Origin of the sequence: Pacificitalea manganoxidans (assembly GCF_002504165.1) — a bacterium.
GTDB lineage: Bacteria > Pseudomonadota > Alphaproteobacteria > Rhodobacterales > Rhodobacteraceae > Pacificitalea > Pacificitalea manganoxidans.
The window spans coordinates 2,613,101-2,628,632 of the sequence record NZ_CP021404.1 but is presented as its reverse complement, the minus strand read 5'-3'; the positions used below and the strand labels follow the sequence as shown (position 1 = coordinate 2,628,632).

The following is a 15,532-nucleotide window of genomic DNA, read 5'->3' as shown; positions in this document are numbered from 1 at the left end:
GGGGAGGGCGGGACGATGGCGCTGAACCTGCTGCACGCGAATGACCGGCCCGGCGCGTATCCCGACAGCTGGTATGCGGCAACGGCCACCCCGCCCGGCCCCTATGCCCCGCTGGAAGGCGCGCGTCAGGCGCAGGTCTGCGTCATCGGCGGCGGCTATACTGGCCTTTCTACCGCGCTGCACCTTGCGCGGGCGGGCGTCGATGTCGTCTTGCTGGAGGCGCAGCGCGTGGGCTTCGGCGCGTCAGGGCGCAATGGCGGTCAGGTCGGCACCGGCTTCAACGTCGGGCAAAAGCGGCTGGAAAAGGTCATGGGCTCCGACGCCGCCCGTCGCCTGTGGCAGCTGTCGGAGGAGGCCAAGTCGCTGACGCGGCGGCTCTGCGCCGATCACGCCAGTGATGCGGAATGGCGGCCCGGCGTGGTCCATACCTGCTGGCACAAGGCCGAACTGGCCGATGAAATCGCGACCGCCCACTATCTGCGCGACCATTACAGTCACGACACGACCGAGGTGCTGGAAGGCGCGGCACTGCGGCGGCTCATCGACAGCCCCGCCTATGTGGGCGGCGTGGTCGATTGGTCGGCAGGGCACCTGCATCCGCTGCGCTATGCGTTCGGGCTGGCCCGTGCGGCGGCGGAGGCAGGCGCGGTTCTCCACGAGACGTCCGAGGTCGTTGAAATCCGGCGCGAGGGCCGCCGCCGCCGGGTGGTGACGGCGCAGGGGGATCTGCTGGCGGATACGGTGATCCTTGCCTGTAACGGTTATCTCGGCGGGCTGAACCGCAAGGTGGGTCGCCGGGTGATGCCGATCAATAACTTCATCGCAGTGACCGAGCCGCTGGGAAGCCGGGCCGAGGCGGTTCTGCCCGGTGGCGCGGCGGTGGCGGACAGCAAGTTCGTGGTGAACTATTTCCGCCTGTCACATGACGGACGGCTCATTTTCGGCGGCGGGGAAAGCTACGGTTACCGTTTTCCGCGCGACATCGCCGGGCAGGTCCGCCGCCCGCTGGAAAAAGTATTCCCGCAGCTGCGCGATGTGCCCATCACCCATGCTTGGGGCGGCACGCTGGCGATCACCATGTCGCGACTTCCGGTGTTTGCGCGGCCCGCAAAGGGTCTGCTTTCCGCGTCGGGCTATTCCGGTCATGGCGTCGCGCTGGCGACATTGGCGGGCCGGGTTCTGGCGGATGCGGTGCAGGGACGGACCGAGGATTTCGACCTGCTGGCACGGCTCCCGGCGCCGCCATTCCCCGGCGGGGCGAAGCTCCGCGCACCGCTGCTGGCCGCCGCAATGAGCTGGTATTCCCTCCGCGACCGCGTCGGAATCTAACCCCATCACGGGACTGTCATGCCGGTTTTTCGCCGCTCGGCCCCGCCGTGTCACAGTTCTGTTGTCAGGATACATGAAGGTCAGTTACAGTTTTCCTGAACGACGCGCAGAGCAGAGGCCCCGATATGACCCCCACCGCGACCCCCGCCGCCGCCCCTTTCCGCACGGATACCGACGCTGCTCCGATCGCGCCGAATGTCTATGACGCCGAACCGATCCCCGAGGCCGCGCGCGCTGAAATCGAGGCGCTGCTCTCATCCGGGGATCTGTTCCGCTACACCGCGCCTGAAAACGCGCCCGTGACATTGCTGGAGCGGGACTTCGCCGCGATGATGGGCAGCCGCTTTGCCCTTGCCGTATCGTCCTGTTCGGCGGCGCTGTTTTTGTCGCTGAAGGCGCTGGACCTGCCGCGCGGGGCCAAAGTGCTGATCCCGGCCTTTACCTTTGCCGCCGTGCCTTCGGCGGTGGTGCATGCCGATTGCGTCCCGGTGCTGGTCGAATGCGGTGCGGATTACCGCATCGACATGGACGACTTCGCCGCGAAGCTAACCGATGACACCGCCGCCGTCCTGATCAGCCATATGCGTGGCCATACCTCGGACATGGACCGGATCATGGCGCTGGCCGAGGCCGCTGGCGTGCCGGTGATCGAAGACGCCGCGCATTCGCTGGGCACGCTGTGGAACGGGCGCAAGATCGGGACGCTGGGCCGCATCGGCTGTTTCTCCTTCCAGTCCTATAAGATGGTCAATGCGGGCGAGGGCGGTATCCTCATCACCGACGATGCGGACCTTGCCGCGCGCGCCATCATCATGTCGGGCGCCTATGAGCACGCATGGAAGAAACATGACGGCGTGCAGCAGGCCTGCGCCGCGTGGCAGAATAAACTGCCGCTCTACAATCTGCGGCTACAGAACCTGTCGGCGGTCATCATCCGCGCGCAACTGGCCGAAATTCCGCGCCGGGTCCGCGATGGGCGCGCCGGACATGACCGCGTGGCCGCCGCGCTCAACACCTCGCCGTGGCTTTCGGTGCCCGCACCGCTGCCGGGTGAATTGCGCGCGCCCGACAGCATTCAGTTCAACCTGACCGGCATGGATGACGCGCAGGCCGATGCCTTTGCGGCCGAGGCTGCCGCGCGCGGGGTAAAGGTGCAGATCTTCGGGCGCAGCACGGATAACGCGCGCGCCTACTGGAACTGGCAGTTTCTGGGCGACCTGCCAGATCTGCCCGCGACCCGCGCCATGCTGATGAATGCCTGCGATGTGCGTCTGCCCGCCCGGCTGACCGACGCGGAGCTCGATTACATCGCTGCTGCGCTGACCGGCGCGGCGGAGGTGGCGATGACCAGCGACACGGCAGCGCCGGTCGTTGCCTACGGGACGTGACCCGCGCCTAGCGCAGCATCAGCGGCTCGCCCAGCCAGTCGCGCAGATGGGCGGTGACACGTTGGGGCTGCTCCAATGTCGGCATGTGGCCCGCATCCGCGATCACCTGAAGCTGCGCGCCCGGGATCAGTGTCGCCATCAACTCATGGCGGCGCACGGGCGTCATCCGATCATGCGCCCCAACCATGACCAGAACAGGCATTTGCAAATGGCGCAGTGTCATCTGCTGGTCGCGGCGGCGCTGCAAGGCGCGGCTTTGGCGCACAAACACCGCCGGACCCAGATCCATTCCCATTTGCACAAATGCCGCCTGCATCGCCAACCGCCCCGGTCCGGGGGCAAGGTAATCGAGCCGCATCACATCGCGAAGCATCTCCTCCAGCCGGCCATGACGCGCTGCGATCATCTGCGGCTCGCGAAAGGCGGCCTGCGCCGCGCTTTCTCCCAACGGGCTGGTGTTCATCAGGCACAGACGTGAAATCCGCTCCGGCATGATGCGCGCCAATTCCATCGCCACCATGCCCCCCATCGAATAGCCCACCAGCGCGAACCGTGGCGGGGCAGAGGCGGCAATGCGCGCGGCAAGCCGGGACATCGTCGACGCACCGGAAATCGGCGCGAACTGCACCGGACGTTGCGCCGCGAGGCTTTGCATCTGGGGGGCGAACAGCCTGAAATCACACATCATACCAGGGACGAAGAGCACCGGCTCCGGGCTTGTCCCATCCTGCGTATCCAGCATGATCGGCCCTCCTGTCCTGCGATCAGACCGAAGCGACGCCGCCAATGCAAGAATGCAATGACCCTTTGCGGCATACGCAGCGCAGGGTGACGCGTTTACATCAGATCTCGGGCCAGCCTGTCGGCGTCCCGCGCCAGCCTGCGCGCGTCCAGTGTCAGCATCCGGCCTTCGCCCACCACACGGCGGCCCTCGACGATCAGGTCGCGGACCCGGCGCGGCCCAGCCAGCAGCAACGCGGCCTTGTCCCAACTGCCGGCGGCCTCGATCCCGGACACATCCCAGATCGCCAGATCGGCGCGTTTGCCGGGGGTGAGCGAGCCGATCTCATCCGCGCGGCCCAGCACCCGCGCCCCGCCCATCGTCGCGATCTCCAGCGCTTCGCGCGCCGACATCGCGTCCGCGCCGCGCGCCACACGTTGCAAAAGCATCGCCTGACGCGCCTCGCCCACCAGATCGCCGGTGTCGTTGCTTGCCGTGCCATCGACGCCCAAGCCTACCGGCACACCCGCATCTCGCATGGCGCGGACCGGCGCGATCCCCGATCCCAGCCGACAATTAGAGCACGGGCAATGGGCGACGCCGGTGCCGGTGGCGGAAAACAACGCGATCTCGTCGGTGTCGAGCTTCACGCAATGCGCATGCCACACATCCTCGCCGGTCCAGCCCAGATCCTCGGCATACTGGCCGGGGCGGCAACCGAACTGTTCGAGAGAATAGGCGATATCCTCGTCATTCTCGGCCAGATGCGTGTGCAGGCGCACGCCCTTGTCCCGTGCCAGCACCGCGGCATCGCGCATCAATTCCCGGCTGACGGAGAATGGCGAACAGGGCGCGATGCCGACCCGGACCATCGCGCCGGGGGAGGGGTTGTGAAACCCGTCGATCACCCGGATGCAGTCGTCAAGGATGGCCGCCTCGCGTTCAACCAGCGCATCGGGGGGCAGGCCGCCATCGCTTTCGCCAATCGACATCGCGCCGCGGGTGGGGTGGAATCGCAGGCCGACCTCGGCCGCGCCCGCGATGGAATCTTCCAGCCGCGCGCCATTGGGAAACAAATAGAGATGATCGGAACTGGTGGTGCAGCCAGACAGTGCCAATTCCGTCAGACCCAGCATGGCCGAGACGCGGATATGCTCCGGCCCCATGCGCGCCCAGATCGGGTAGAGCGCCTGCAACCAGCCAAATAAAAGCGCGTCCTGCCCGGCAGGCACTGCGCGGGTCAGGGTCTGGAACAGGTGATGGTGGGTGTTAATCAGCCCCGGTGTCACCACGCAGCCGCGCGCGTCCAGAATCTCGGACCCGTTCGGCGGCAGATCGTGGCCCAGCTCTGCGATCACCCCGTCGCGCAGCCGAATGTCGCCGCTGAATTCCCCCCGCGCCGGGTCCATCGTCAGCACGGTGTCGGCGCCACGGATCAGCAGATGGCTCATGCGCCGCGCTCCGCCAGGAGGGCCAGAGCTTCGGCATGGATGGCGGGATTGGCGGCTGCCAGAACCTGCCCGCCGTTATGCGCCGGGCCGCCCTGCCAATTGGTGACAACCCCGCCCGCCGCCTCGATCACCGCAATCGGGGCGCAGATATCGTAGCTTTGCAAGCCCGCTTCGATCACCAGATCGATTTGCCCCAGCGCCAGAAGCCCATAGGCGTAGCAATCCATGCCATACCGGGTCAGACGCGCCGCCGTGCTTACCCGCTCAAAGGCCGCACGTTCGCCGGCGGTGCCGATTTCCGGGAAGGTGGAGAAGACAATCGCCTGATCCAACCCGCCCACGGGGCGCGTCGAAAGCGGCGAGATCCCGCGCGGGGCGGTCAGTTGCGCCACGCCAAAGCCGCCCTCGAAGCGCTCTCCCATATAGGGCTGGTCAATCAGCCCGTAGACGGGGCCTCCATCGGTCACCACCGCGATCAACACGCCCCAAGTCGGCGTGCCGGACATGAACGCGCGGGTGCCGTCGATGGGGTCCAGCACCCAAGTCAGGCCGGAACTGCCCGCTTGCGCGCCGTATTCCTCGCCCAGAATGGCGTCATCGGGCCGCAGCCGCACCAGCACATCGCGCATCGCCCGCTCGGCCGCGCGGTCCGCGACGGTGACCGGATCGAAGCCGGCGCTGGCCTTGTTTTCGGTGTCGAGCGCGGCGCTGCGGAAATGCGGCAGGATCGCCGCACGGGCCGCATCGGCCAGTTCATGCGCGCAACGCTGAAGCGCATCGCGCGTCGCGGGGTCAAGCATGGGACGGCTGGCGGTGGCGGACATGGCGGTTCCCCTGACAGGCAAGCGGCGCGACCAAGGGGCCGCGCCGGGACTGGCACTGGTATTGAATAGGGGACGGGGCGGGTCAACCCGGCGGTGTAGCGCAATCGCAGCCGCTCCGACGGACCTTGGCAAGACCGTGTCCGCGCCGGATGGGACGCAGCCGCGCGTCGCTCATCCGTTATGAGGCGTCAGGCGACGTCGCTCAGCACGCGGGCCAGATCGAACAGGCGGCGGCGCTGATTTTCGGGGATTGCGTAGTAGGAGCGCACAAGCTCCAACGCTTCGCGGTCCGACAGGATGTCGCCGGGCAGGCCGGGCTCGCCTTCGGTCATGGCGAAATTCGCATCCGCGCTTTCGCTGAACCCTTCAAAGAAGAATGCTACCGGCACTTCCAGCGCGTCGGCGATATCCCACAGGCGGGAGGCGCTGACACGGTTCATGCCGGTCTCGTATTTCTGGATCTGCTGAAACTTGATACCCACCTTTTCGGCGAGTTGCTGCTGGGTCATCCCCACCATCCACCTACGATGCCGCACCCGTTTGCCAACATGGATATCAACCGGGTGTTTCATTCTAAGGCTCCATCGTTTCACGTCAGGGTGTAGTTAAAATTTATCACGCCACTGGGGATTGCCATACTGTCTTTTTGGGTAGGTTTCGGTAACTTTGGATATAACGTTCTGATTTATCATAAGGATTTATAATTTTCGCTCGAAAGCGGCCTGTCCAATCCCGCTCGGAACCGCATTATTGGATCACAAACGGTTGACGTTCGCGTCAATATTCGCAATTTGCAAATCAACCCAAAGACGATTTTGCATTCTGCAATGCAGAACGAAAACCTTGCAGTTGGTGCAGCCTTGGGGCGAGTCGGGGCCGTCTGCGACGCAGCGCCGCCACGCAATCTGGCCGTGTGCCCCGTGGCGACCTTGGCCAGAGCTGCGGCGCGAATTTCACCATGTCGGCTGGGGCTTAGCGCCGCAGCGTGCATGGCCGTGGTTGCACACGCGGCCCGCGCCGGTGCAGCTTCACCCTGACGCCACGTCGCATCCCGCCCGTGGTGCAGACCGGATGAGGAGCCTTTGCCGTGATCGCCTATCGCTTGCATGACGTGGATGCGCCGCCCCGCTGGGATGACCTGCCACTGCCGGAGCCGGGACCGGGCGAAGTGCGCGTGGCGATGCGCGCCTGTGGGTTGAACTTCGCCGATCTGCTGATGCTGCAGGGCCAGTATCAGGAGCGACCCGACCTGCCTGCGACCCTCGGGCTCGAAGGAGCGGGCGTCGTCGAAGCGCTGGGGGCGGGGGTCACCACGCCCGCCATCGGGACGCGGGTTGCCGTGTTCGGCAGCGGCATGTTGGCCAGTCACGCGGTGGTTCCCGCCGTGGCTTGCCTGCCGATCCCCGATGCCATGACGTGGCCGGAGGCCGCCGGATTTCAGATCGCCTATGCCACCTCCCATCTCGGGCTGGCGCGCCGGGCCAACTTGTGCCCCGGTGAAAGGCTGCTTGTCACCGGTGCGGCCGGAGGCGTGGGTCTGACCGCGATCGAAATCGGTAAGCTGATGGGCGCGGAGGTCGTGGCCTCTGCCCGCGGTGCGGATAAGCTCGCCATCTGTCGGGAGGCTGGCGCCGATCACGTCATCGACGCCGATGCGCCCGACATGCTGGAACAGTTGCGGGCTCTGGGCGGGCTCGATGTGACCTATGACAGCGTCGGCGGTGAGGCGTTCCACAGCGCGTTCCGTGCCACCCGGCCCGAAGGGCGGCTGTTGCTTATCGGTTTTGCCGGTGGTGATCTACCTCGGCTGGCCCCCAATCACATGCTGGTCAAGAATATCTCGGTCATCGGTCACTACATGGGCGCCTATCCCCGGTTCAATCCGCAGGCTCTGGCCGGGTCACTCGGCGCGCTGCTGGAATGGTATCGTGCGGGGCGGCTCCATCCGCATATCAGCCACGTTCTGCCTTATGATCAGGTGGCGGAGGGCATGGACCTGCTGCGCAGTCGCCGCTCCACCGGCAAGGTGGTGATCGACCTGCCAGACGGGGGCTGAGGCTCGCGCCGTCAGCCTGCCTGCGCCACCATGCGGGGCCGTTCGGGCAGGGAGTTGCGGTAGGTCGTGCGGATCATATCCGCCAACGCCCTGCGCGCCTCGTTCCCGGCAAGCTCCGAGGTATACAGATTAATGCGGATCTGTCGCAGATCGGGCAGGGCGCCTTGATGATGGATGCGCTCTATATAGGGCGGCTCCATCCCTTCGATCAGCGCATGCACCGCCAGATCGGCGCTGACCGTGGCCTCGACCGTCCGCGTGCTGTCGGATTGCACCGCCATTTCCCACGGGATGCCTGCCGCATCGAGCGCCTGCTGAACCGAGGGACGGAAAATGCAGAACTGCTCGAACGCCAATCTCAGCGGGCGTTGTTTCCACGCCTGTCCCTCCGGCGCGCCGACCCAGATCAGCGGCACTTCGGTCAGCGTCTCGCCGCCGTCGCCAACCCCATCTTCGGTGGTCAGGATCATGTCGATATCGCCGCGGGAAAACCCTTCGCGCAAGGACCGGGTGTAGGACGACACCAGTTGCACCTGCATCCGCGGATATGCGGCTGAGAATGATTTCAACACACGTGGAATGCAGGGGTAAACGATGTCATGCGGCACCCCCAAAAGGATCTCGCCGGTAAAATCCTGAGAGGTCAGCCGCCCCAAAGCCTCGTCATTCAGCGCCAGCATCCGGCGCGCGTAGCCTGCCAGCTGATCGCCTTCGGGCGTCAGCGTCATGGTGCGCGTCGACCGATCCAGCAGCGACAGGCCCAACCCTTCTTCCAGCCGTTTAAGCTGCATCGACACCGCCGATTGGGTCAGGTTCAGCGCCCCCGCCGCGCGGGTGACGCCTCCGGCATCCGCCACGGTGACGAAAGAGCGGAGCGCGGTCAGGTCAAGGTTGCGGGGCATGGCGGTCTCCTGAATATCACAGTTCGTGATGGCGGGCATCATAATCATTCGTTTCCAAAATAAAGCAGCATTGCGCAGGGTGATCAAGGGAATTGATTTTGACATCCCTCAAATCACCAATTGTGAAGGAAGCTGCTATGTTCGCTCTGTTTCGCCCCGTCGCCACCCAGTGTCTTCTGCCCCGGAGGGATGACACCATCCTCCGCCGCCTGCGCGCGATGTATCGGGTGCGGCGCCAGCGCCGCGCCTTGGCGCAACTGGACCCGTGGCTTCTCGATGATCTGGGCCTCAGTTCGGCCGCCGTGCAGGCCGAATTGCGGCGACCCCTCTGGGATGTGCCCTGCGTCTGACTGTTGCTGAGGGCTGCGGCGCGATCACATTCGCGCCAGCCAATCTCCGGGCCTATCGGTCCCGTCGGCGCCCCGATCCATGCCCCGCTGGGGTCATGACGGCGCATTGCCGGGCAAATCCGCCGCAAACCGCGCTTCATCCGCGATATCAGCAGGCTGGCATCTTGAAACGCGCGTCGCGATTCCCGATATTCAAGCCCAAGCGTCCGGCATGTGCCGGGCTGTCTGATCCCGCTTGAGGAGGCTTAAATGGCAGACTACCAGACGATCCGGACGGTCGGCGCCGGTGCCCGTACCGCCCAGATCGACGAGGGCCTTCGCGCCCACATGAACAAGGTCTACGGCACGATGTCGGTCGGCATGCTGCTGACCGCACTGGTGGCCTGGGGCGTTGGCACCAACGAACAACTGGTCGCGACGATCTTCATGTCGCCGCTGAAATGGGTCGTGATGTTCGCGCCGCTGATCATGGTTTTCGCATTCAGCGCCATGATCAACAAGATGAGCGCCGCCGCGGCGCAACTGTTCTTCTACGCCTTTGCCGCGGCGATGGGTCTGTCCATCGCATGGATCTTTGCCGCCTATACCGGCTTCTCTATTGCGCAGGTGTTTCTGGTGACCGCCATCGCATTCGCGGGGCTGAGCCTGTGGGGCTACACCACGAAAAAGGACATCTCCGGCTGGGGATCGTTCCTCATCATGGGCGTGATCGGCCTCGTCGTGGCGTCGATCGTCAACATCTTCCTGGCGTCGCCGGCAATCATGTTCGCGATCTCCGCGCTGGGCGTTCTGATCTTCGCGGGCCTCACCGCCTACGACACCCAGAACATCAAGAACACCTACCTGGCCCATGCCGCCCACGGCGACAGCGAATGGCTGGGCAAGGCCGCGATCATGGGTGCGCTGCAGCTCTACCTGGACTTCATCAACATGTTCATGTTCCTGCTGCAGCTGTTCGGCAACCGCGAGTGATCGCAGCCTGACAGCCCGACCGGTCCCGGTCGCAGCATTCAAACCCCGCCGCATCGCCGGCGGGGTTTTTCTTTGGCCTCACGCCTCGCGCCGCGCAAGAATCCGGGCAATGGCAAGGTTGGCCAGCGCATGCAGCAGCATCGTCATCACCGCCAGCGTCAGCAGCGCAGCGAACATCAGGTCGATACGGGCGCGGCCATTGGCGAGCAGCATGAGATAGCCCAGCCCCCGCGATGCGCCGACCCATTCGCCGATCACTGCGCCGATGGGCGCGTAGACCACCGCCAGTTTCAGCCCGGTCAGAAACCCCGGCAGCGCGGCGGGGATGCGCACCCGCCACATCAGCCGCCAGCGCGTCGCGCCCATCACCCGCGCCTGTGCCAGCCAGTCGGGCGGCGTGCGCAGCAGCGCGTCTAGGAACGCCGAGGTGACAGGGAAATAGATGATCAACAGCGCCATCGCGATTTTCGACAACAGCCCGTAGCCGAACCACAGCGTCAGGATCGGAGCCAGCGCGAAGACCGGCACCGCTTGGCTGAAAACCAGCAGGGGCTGCACCAGCCGCCGCGCTCCGGCGCTAAAGGCCAGCGCCACCGCCGACACCCAGCCAAGCCCCGCGCCCAGTGCCAGCCCGGCCAGCACCTCGACCAATGTGACCCATGCGTGTTCGGCGATAAGCGCGCGGCTCAGCCACAGCCGCGCCGCCACCGCCGCCGGAGCGGGCAGGATGAAACTTGGCATGTCGAGCACGACAACCGCCGCCTGCCACAGCGCCAGCGCCAGCAGCGCCGGTGCAATCAGATGGACGATCTTCATGGGACGGTCTCCAGCAAGGCGCGGGTCAGCGCCCCGGTTACCGTCAGCGTGTCGGCGGCATCCGGCGCGCGCGGGATCGGCGCGCGCGGGATCGGCGCGGCAGCAGGGGGCGCGGGCGTGATCCCGGCACGGGTCATGATGAGGATCTGTTGTCCCAGCCGCGCGGCCTCCGCCGGGTCATGGGTCACATGCAGCACGGTGCGCCCGGCCAGTTCGCGGGCCGCCAGCGCCTGCATGGCCGTGCGGGTCGCCACATCGAGCGCTGAGAAAGGCTCATCCAGCAGCACCACGGGGCGGTCCTCGTAAAGCACCCGCGCCAGCGCGGCGCGCTGCCGTTGGCCGCCGGACAGGGCTCGTGGTTTCCGCTGTGCCAGATCGGCAAGCCCGACATCGCGCAGCACCTGCGCCGCGCGGTCCGCATCGGTCCGTGTGCCGCGCAGCCGGTCGCCCAGCGTGACATTGGCTCCGATGCTGAGCCACGGCAGCAGCATGTCGGACTGCGCCATCAGCGCCACCCGCCCCGGCAGCGGGTGCCCGTCCGCCGCCATCGCCGCGCCATCGGTTTCGGCCAAACCGGCGAACCCGTGCAGCACCGTCGATTTGCCTATGCCGGAAGGGCCCAGAAGACAGGTCCAGTGCCCGGCGGGGGCCGTCAACTCGATCCGGTCGAACAGCACCCGCCCGGCCACCCGCAACGCGCCCGAAAATCGCAGCGCGGGCGCGCTCACCCGGTCAGCCCCATATCCCAGAACCCGACCTCCAGCCGGGTCGCGGTGGCGAAGCGCTGGGTCAGCGTCGTCCAGCGCGGCGTGGTGTCAGGCGCATCGCCCAGCCGCCGCGCCACGGCGGTGTCGATCAGGTTGCCCACCGCCGTGCAAACCTGCTGATACTCGTCGCCGCCATAGGTGGTGATCCACGCGGCATAGGGGTTGGTGTCGAGCGTGCCCGCCGCGCGCCCCTCGGCCAGCAGCCGCGCGCCTATTTCGCCATAGCCCAGCACACAGGGCGCGAGCGCGGCGAGCAGGTCCAGAAAATCCCCCGCGTGACCGGCATCCAGAACATAGCGGGTATAGGCGATATTGGCGGTCTTCTCCTCCGCCCGGGCCAGCATGTCTTCGTCGATCCCGGCCTCGGCGCAGGTGACCACATGCAGCCGCATTTCCTCGTCGATCAGGGCGTGCACCGTAGCGGCGCATAGCCGCATTTCGTCGATGGTGTCGGCCTTGGTCACCGCCAGCGCCCACGCCCGTGCGAAATGCACCAAAAACAGGTAGTCCTGCACCAGATAGCCGAGAAATGCCTCACGCGGGAGGGTACCATCGCCCAGCTCGGTGACGAAGGCATGGCGGGTGTAATCCCGCCATACCTCGCCCGACGCCTGCCGCCAGAGGGGGAAGGTCGCGCCGTAGCTCATTGCCCGGCGTCCGCCGCATCCGAAGTCCCGGCCTCGATCCCGGCGATCAGGTCGCTCACCGGGCGCGCGGTCTCGATCAGCCCGGCCTCCAGCAAAAATGCCTCGAAGGCCTCGTAGCGGGCCGTGTCGATCGCGGCGGGGCGCAGGGCGAAGCGGGGCAGGGTGTCCTCCCATGCCTTGGCATTCAGCTCGTCTTTCAACTCGGCGGAGGTGCCCGCAAACAGCTCCCAGCTTTCCTGCGGATGGTTGACGATATATTGCACGCCGCGCGCCGTGGCGGTCAGGAAGCGGTCGATCTTATCCGCATCCATTGTTTCGGGATTGGCGACATAGATCAGCTCGTCATAACTCGGCACGCCATGCTCTTCGGGGTAGAAGCATTTGCCCGCAACGCCCTCGATCTCCATCTGGTTCAACTCGAAATTGCGGAACGCGCCGATCACCGCGTCGACCTGACCGGACATCAGCGACGGCGACAGCGACCAGTTCACATTGACCAATTCCACATCGTCCAGCGCCACATCGCCCTGTTGCAGCATCGCGGTCAGCAGCGCCTCTTCGACGCCGGCGATGGAAAAGCCGATCTTGCCGCCCTTCAGGTCCGCAAGGCTTTTGATCGGGCCATCAGCCTCCACCAACAGGCAGTTGAGCGGCGTGGCGACCAGCGTGCCGACGGCCTTCAACGGCAGCCCCTCCGCCACCTGCAAATGCAGCTGCGGCTGGTAGGAAATCGCCAGATCGGCGCGGCCTGCGGCGGCCATCTTCGGCGGATCGGCGGGGTCGGCGGGGGCGATTACCTCGACCTCCAGCCCAGCCTCGTCGAAATAGCCCAGCTCCTGCGCCACGATGATCGGGCCGTGATCGGGATTGACGAACCAGTCGAGAATGACGGTCATGCGGTCCTGCGCGAACGCGGGCGAGGCCAGCAGGGTCAGCGACAGGGAAAGGGCGAGTTTCATGGAGTGTCTCCGGTTTGGGGATCGCCTAGTGCGACAAGGGTGATGGGGCCGGGCCAGCGGGCTGCCAGCCGCTCCGCCGCCGTCCAAGATCTGAGTCCGGAACGGCAGCACAGCACCGCGCGCCGGTCGGGCGCGGGCAGGGGGGTGAATGTGTCGATCTGTTCGACGCGCAGGCGCTGCGCGTCCGGGCGCACCAACGGCGCCTCATCGGCGGCGCGCAGGTCGATGACGAAATCCTCGGCGGTGATGTCGCGCGCATCGATGAAACGCGGCGCATGATCCGGCTCCGGCGCGCCGTCGAACCGGAACCCGCCGAAGCGCATCGTGCCCGCGTCAAAGCTGACGATGCGGCCCAGCGGGCTGGGGGCGAGCCCCGCCAGATGCGCCAGCGCTATCTGCGCCTGTAGGCTGCCGATGACACCCACGACCGGGCCCAACACGCCATCCTCGGCGCAGGAGCCCATGCGCTGCGGCAGATCAGGGAACACGGCGCGCAGCGACGGCGCGCCGCCGCAGAACCCGCCCGCATAGCCATCGGTGCCCACGACCGAGGCATGGATCAGCGGCAAACCTTCGGCCAAGCACAGATCAGACGCGATGTAGCTCGCGGCGAAACTGTCGGCGCAGTCCAAAACCAGATCCATGCCCTCGGCCAGTGCGGGCGCGGTGGCGGGGGTGAAGCTGTCTTGCACCGGTGCGATCCGCACCTCCGGGTTCAGCGTCGCAAGGCTCCGCGCCGCAGCATCCGCCTTGGGCTGACCCAGATCACCCTCGCGGAATAGGGTCTGGCGATGCAGGTTGCCGGTTTCGACCACATCGGGATCAACGAGCCGCAGATGCCCGACACCCGCGCCCACCAGATATTGCAGCACCGGCGCCGCCAGCCCGCCCGCGCCGATCACCAGCACCCGCGCCCGTGCCAGCCGCGCTTGCGCCTCTGGCCCCATGCCGGGCACGGCCAATTGCCGGGCGTAGCGGCTCATCGCGTCACCTCGATCCACTCGCGCAGCCGCGCTTCGGGATCGGCGTTGAGCGTGATGTCGGTCACGGCAGAGACGATATCCGCGCCCGCGCCAAACGCCTCCGGCGCGCGCGCGACGCTCAGCCCGCCAATGGCGACCAGCGGCATCTCCCCGATCCGGTCTTTCCACGCGCGCACCCGGCCCAGACCCTGCTGATGCCATTTCATCTGCTTCAGGATCGTGGGCCAGACCGGCCCCAGCGCGATGTAGCCGGGGTTGAGCGCCAGCGCGCGCTCCAACTCCGCCTCGTCATGGGTGGAAATGCCCAGCCGTAGCCCGGCGCGGCGGATGGCAGGCAGGTCGGCCTCGTCCAGATCCTCCTGACCCAGATGCAGCCAGTCGCAGCCCAGATCAATCGCCAGCCGCCAATGGTCGTTGACCACCAAAACCGCGCCCGCCGCCCGGCACAGATCGCGGCCACGGGACAGTTGATCGCGCAATTCCTCCTCGGGCCTGTCCTTCAGCCGCAACTGCACCAGCTTCACGCCCAAAGGCAGCGCGCGCTCCAGCCACGCCACATCGTCGAAGATCGGGTAAAACCGGTCGAGCGTCATTCCAGCACCGCCAGTCCCAGAACGGGGGTCGAGGGCGCGGCCATGTCGCGCGGCTCCATCGGGTCGGCCTCATAGGCCAACCGCCCGGCCTCCAGCGCGCGGGCGAAGCCTTCGGCCATCGTCGCCGGGTCGCCCGCCTTTGCCACGGCGGTGTTGAGCAGCACGGCGTCAAAGCCCAACTCCAACGCCTGCGCCGCCTGTGACGGCAGGCCCAGCCCCGCGTCGATCACCATCGGCACATCGGGGAACTGCGCGCGCAGGCTCCGCAGCCCGTAGATATTGTTGAGCCCCAGCCCGGTGCCGATCGGCGCGCCCCAGGGCATCAGCACCTCGCAGCCCGCCTCCAGCAGCCGTCCTCCCAGCACGCCATCCTCGGTCGTGTAGGGAAACACCTGAAACCCGTCTTCGGTCAGGATGCGCGCGGCCTCCAGCAAGCCAAAGGGATCGGGCTGCAACGTGTCGGCATGGCCGATCACCTCCAGCTTGATCCAGCGCGTGTCAAACACCTCCCGCGCCATATGCGCCGTGGTCACCGCCTCGCGCACCGAATGGCACCCGGCGGTGTTGGGCAGGACGGGAATGTTCAGATCGCGGATCATCTGCCAGAACGCTTCGCCCGCGCCGCCCTCACCGCCCGCCTCGCGGCGTAGCGATACGGTGGCAATGCCCGCGCCGGAGCGGCGGAACGCCTCCCTCAGCGCCTTGGGGGAGGGGTATTGCGCCGTGCCCAGCATCAGCCGCGATGTGATTTCAGTGCCATAGAATACCGGCATC

The 15,532-nt window shown here is 66.4% G+C and carries 17 protein-coding genes; 5 read left to right on the top strand and 12 right to left on the bottom strand.

From position 1 onward, the window contains the following. The first annotated feature begins 15 nt into the window (after window positions 1–15). Window positions 16–1,329, top strand: coding sequence for an NAD(P)/FAD-dependent oxidoreductase (locus CBW24_RS11910; RefSeq protein ID WP_097373721.1), 1,314 nt, complete (start codon window positions 16–18; stop codon window positions 1,327–1,329). 125 nt (window positions 1,330–1,454) lie between these two features. Next, window positions 1,455–2,717, top strand: a complete 1,263-nt coding sequence (locus CBW24_RS11905) for a DegT/DnrJ/EryC1/StrS family aminotransferase (RefSeq protein WP_097373720.1) — start codon at window positions 1,455–1,457, stop codon at window positions 2,715–2,717. A 7-nt stretch (window positions 2,718–2,724) separates the two neighbouring features. On the opposite strand, the gene CBW24_RS11900 is transcribed toward CBW24_RS11905, so the two are convergent. The 4 genes from CBW24_RS11900 to CBW24_RS11885 form a co-directional block, all read right to left on the bottom strand. Beyond that, on the bottom strand, window positions 2,725–3,459 hold the full coding sequence (locus CBW24_RS11900; protein ID WP_097373719.1) for an alpha/beta fold hydrolase: 735 nt from the start codon (window positions 3,457–3,459) through the stop codon (window positions 2,725–2,727). Between the two features lie 95 nt (window positions 3,460–3,554). After that, entirely contained in the window at window positions 3,555–4,889 is a 1,335-nt protein-coding gene (locus tag CBW24_RS11895) for an 8-oxoguanine deaminase (protein ID WP_097373718.1), read from the bottom strand. Continuing rightward, window positions 4,886–5,689 (bottom strand): histidinol-phosphatase, encoded by an 804-nt coding sequence (gene hisN / locus CBW24_RS11890; RefSeq protein ID WP_097374227.1) that lies wholly within the window; start codon window positions 5,687–5,689, stop codon window positions 4,886–4,888. The genes CBW24_RS11895 and hisN overlap by 4 nt, the downstream gene beginning before the upstream one ends. Before the next feature lie 212 nt (window positions 5,690–5,901). Continuing rightward, window positions 5,902–6,285 carry a helix-turn-helix domain-containing protein gene (locus CBW24_RS11885; protein ID WP_088664805.1) on the bottom strand — a complete coding sequence of 128 codons (384 nt, stop codon included), beginning with the start codon at window positions 6,283–6,285 and terminating at the stop codon, window positions 5,902–5,904. A gap of 515 nt (window positions 6,286–6,800) precedes the next feature. On the opposite strand from CBW24_RS11885, the gene CBW24_RS11880 reads away from it, so the two are divergent. After that, window positions 6,801–7,769, top strand: a complete 969-nt coding sequence (locus CBW24_RS11880) for an NADPH:quinone oxidoreductase family protein (RefSeq protein WP_097373717.1) — start codon at window positions 6,801–6,803, stop codon at window positions 7,767–7,769. A gap of 11 nt (window positions 7,770–7,780) precedes the next feature. On the opposite strand, the gene CBW24_RS11875 is transcribed toward CBW24_RS11880, so the two are convergent. Then, complete coding sequence (locus CBW24_RS11875) at window positions 7,781–8,671, bottom strand: LysR family transcriptional regulator (RefSeq protein ID WP_088664807.1); 891 nt, start codon at window positions 8,669–8,671, stop codon at window positions 7,781–7,783. Between the two features lie 137 nt (window positions 8,672–8,808). On the opposite strand from CBW24_RS11875, the gene CBW24_RS11870 reads away from it, so the two are divergent. Both CBW24_RS11870 and CBW24_RS11865 read left to right on the top strand, forming a co-directional pair. Then, a complete protein-coding gene (locus CBW24_RS11870) occupies window positions 8,809–9,021 on the top strand; it encodes a DUF1127 domain-containing protein (protein WP_097373716.1) in 213 nt (70 codons plus the stop codon). A gap of 249 nt (window positions 9,022–9,270) precedes the next feature. Beyond that, window positions 9,271–9,993, top strand: a complete 723-nt coding sequence (locus CBW24_RS11865; RefSeq protein WP_088664809.1) for a Bax inhibitor-1/YccA family protein — start codon at window positions 9,271–9,273, stop codon at window positions 9,991–9,993. A 78-nt stretch (window positions 9,994–10,071) separates the two neighbouring features. Here the strand turns inward: CBW24_RS11865 and CBW24_RS11860 are convergent, their stop codons facing one another. From CBW24_RS11860 to CBW24_RS11830, 7 genes are read right to left on the bottom strand one after another with little or no spacing between them, the layout of a single operon-like run. Continuing rightward, on the bottom strand, window positions 10,072–10,809 hold the full coding sequence (locus CBW24_RS11860; protein WP_097373715.1) for an ABC transporter permease: 738 nt from the start codon (window positions 10,807–10,809) through the stop codon (window positions 10,072–10,074). Next, window positions 10,806–11,537, bottom strand: a complete 732-nt coding sequence (locus CBW24_RS11855; protein ID WP_097373714.1) for an ABC transporter ATP-binding protein — start codon at window positions 11,535–11,537, stop codon at window positions 10,806–10,808. Before CBW24_RS11855 ends, CBW24_RS11860 begins: the two co-directional genes overlap by 4 nt. Beyond that, window positions 11,534–12,223: a thiaminase II gene (tenA, locus tag CBW24_RS11850; RefSeq protein ID WP_097373713.1), complete on the bottom strand. Its 690-nt coding sequence runs from the start codon at window positions 12,221–12,223 to the stop codon at window positions 11,534–11,536. The genes CBW24_RS11855 and tenA overlap by 4 nt, the downstream gene beginning before the upstream one ends. Then, entirely contained in the window at window positions 12,220–13,182 is a 963-nt protein-coding gene (locus CBW24_RS11845) for an ABC transporter substrate-binding protein (protein ID WP_097373712.1), read from the bottom strand. Before CBW24_RS11845 ends, tenA begins: the two co-directional genes overlap by 4 nt. Next, on the bottom strand, window positions 13,179–14,165 hold the full coding sequence (locus CBW24_RS11840; protein WP_097373711.1) for a HesA/MoeB/ThiF family protein: 987 nt from the start codon (window positions 14,163–14,165) through the stop codon (window positions 13,179–13,181). The genes CBW24_RS11845 and CBW24_RS11840 overlap by 4 nt, the downstream gene beginning before the upstream one ends. Continuing rightward, a complete protein-coding gene (locus CBW24_RS11835) occupies window positions 14,162–14,758 on the bottom strand; it encodes a thiamine phosphate synthase (RefSeq protein ID WP_097373710.1) in 597 nt (198 codons plus the stop codon). Before CBW24_RS11835 ends, CBW24_RS11840 begins: the two co-directional genes overlap by 4 nt. Further along, window positions 14,755–15,531: a thiazole synthase gene (locus CBW24_RS11830; protein ID WP_097373709.1), complete on the bottom strand. Its 777-nt coding sequence runs from the start codon at window positions 15,529–15,531 to the stop codon at window positions 14,755–14,757. Before CBW24_RS11830 ends, CBW24_RS11835 begins: the two co-directional genes overlap by 4 nt. Window position 15,532 lies beyond the last annotated feature (1 nt).

Excerpts from the sequence above, each read along its gene's own strand:
- CBW24_RS11910 (WP_097373721.1), top strand. The coding sequence starts at position 16 with ATGGCGCTGAACCTGCTGCACGCGAATGACCGGCCCGGCGCGTATCCC.
- CBW24_RS11905 (WP_097373720.1), top strand. The coding sequence starts at position 1,455 with ATGACCCCCACCGCGACCCCCGCCGCCGCCCCTTTCCGCACGGATACC.
- CBW24_RS11900 (WP_097373719.1), bottom strand. The coding sequence starts at position 3,459 with ATGCTGGATACGCAGGATGGGACAAGCCCGGAGCCGGTGCTCTTCGTC.
- CBW24_RS11895 (WP_097373718.1), bottom strand. The coding sequence starts at position 4,889 with ATGAGCCATCTGCTGATCCGTGGCGCCGACACCGTGCTGACGATGGAC.
- hisN (WP_097374227.1), bottom strand. The coding sequence starts at position 5,689 with ATGCTTGACCCCGCGACGCGCGATGCGCTTCAGCGTTGCGCGCATGAA.
- CBW24_RS11885 (WP_088664805.1), bottom strand. The coding sequence starts at position 6,285 with ATGAAACACCCGGTTGATATCCATGTTGGCAAACGGGTGCGGCATCGT.
- CBW24_RS11875 (WP_088664807.1), bottom strand. The coding sequence starts at position 8,671 with ATGCCCCGCAACCTTGACCTGACCGCGCTCCGCTCTTTCGTCACCGTG.
- CBW24_RS11870 (WP_097373716.1), top strand. The coding sequence starts at position 8,809 with ATGTTCGCTCTGTTTCGCCCCGTCGCCACCCAGTGTCTTCTGCCCCGG.
- CBW24_RS11865 (WP_088664809.1), top strand. The coding sequence starts at position 9,271 with ATGGCAGACTACCAGACGATCCGGACGGTCGGCGCCGGTGCCCGTACC.
- CBW24_RS11860 (WP_097373715.1), bottom strand. The coding sequence starts at position 10,809 with ATGAAGATCGTCCATCTGATTGCACCGGCGCTGCTGGCGCTGGCGCTG.
- tenA (WP_097373713.1), bottom strand. The coding sequence starts at position 12,223 with ATGAGCTACGGCGCGACCTTCCCCCTCTGGCGGCAGGCGTCGGGCGAG.
- CBW24_RS11845 (WP_097373712.1), bottom strand. The coding sequence starts at position 13,182 with ATGAAACTCGCCCTTTCCCTGTCGCTGACCCTGCTGGCCTCGCCCGCG.
- CBW24_RS11840 (WP_097373711.1), bottom strand. The coding sequence starts at position 14,165 with ATGAGCCGCTACGCCCGGCAATTGGCCGTGCCCGGCATGGGGCCAGAG.
- CBW24_RS11835 (WP_097373710.1), bottom strand. The coding sequence starts at position 14,758 with ATGACGCTCGACCGGTTTTACCCGATCTTCGACGATGTGGCGTGGCTG.
- CBW24_RS11830 (WP_097373709.1), bottom strand. The coding sequence starts at position 15,531 with ATGCCGGTATTCTATGGCACTGAAATCACATCGCGGCTGATGCTGGGC.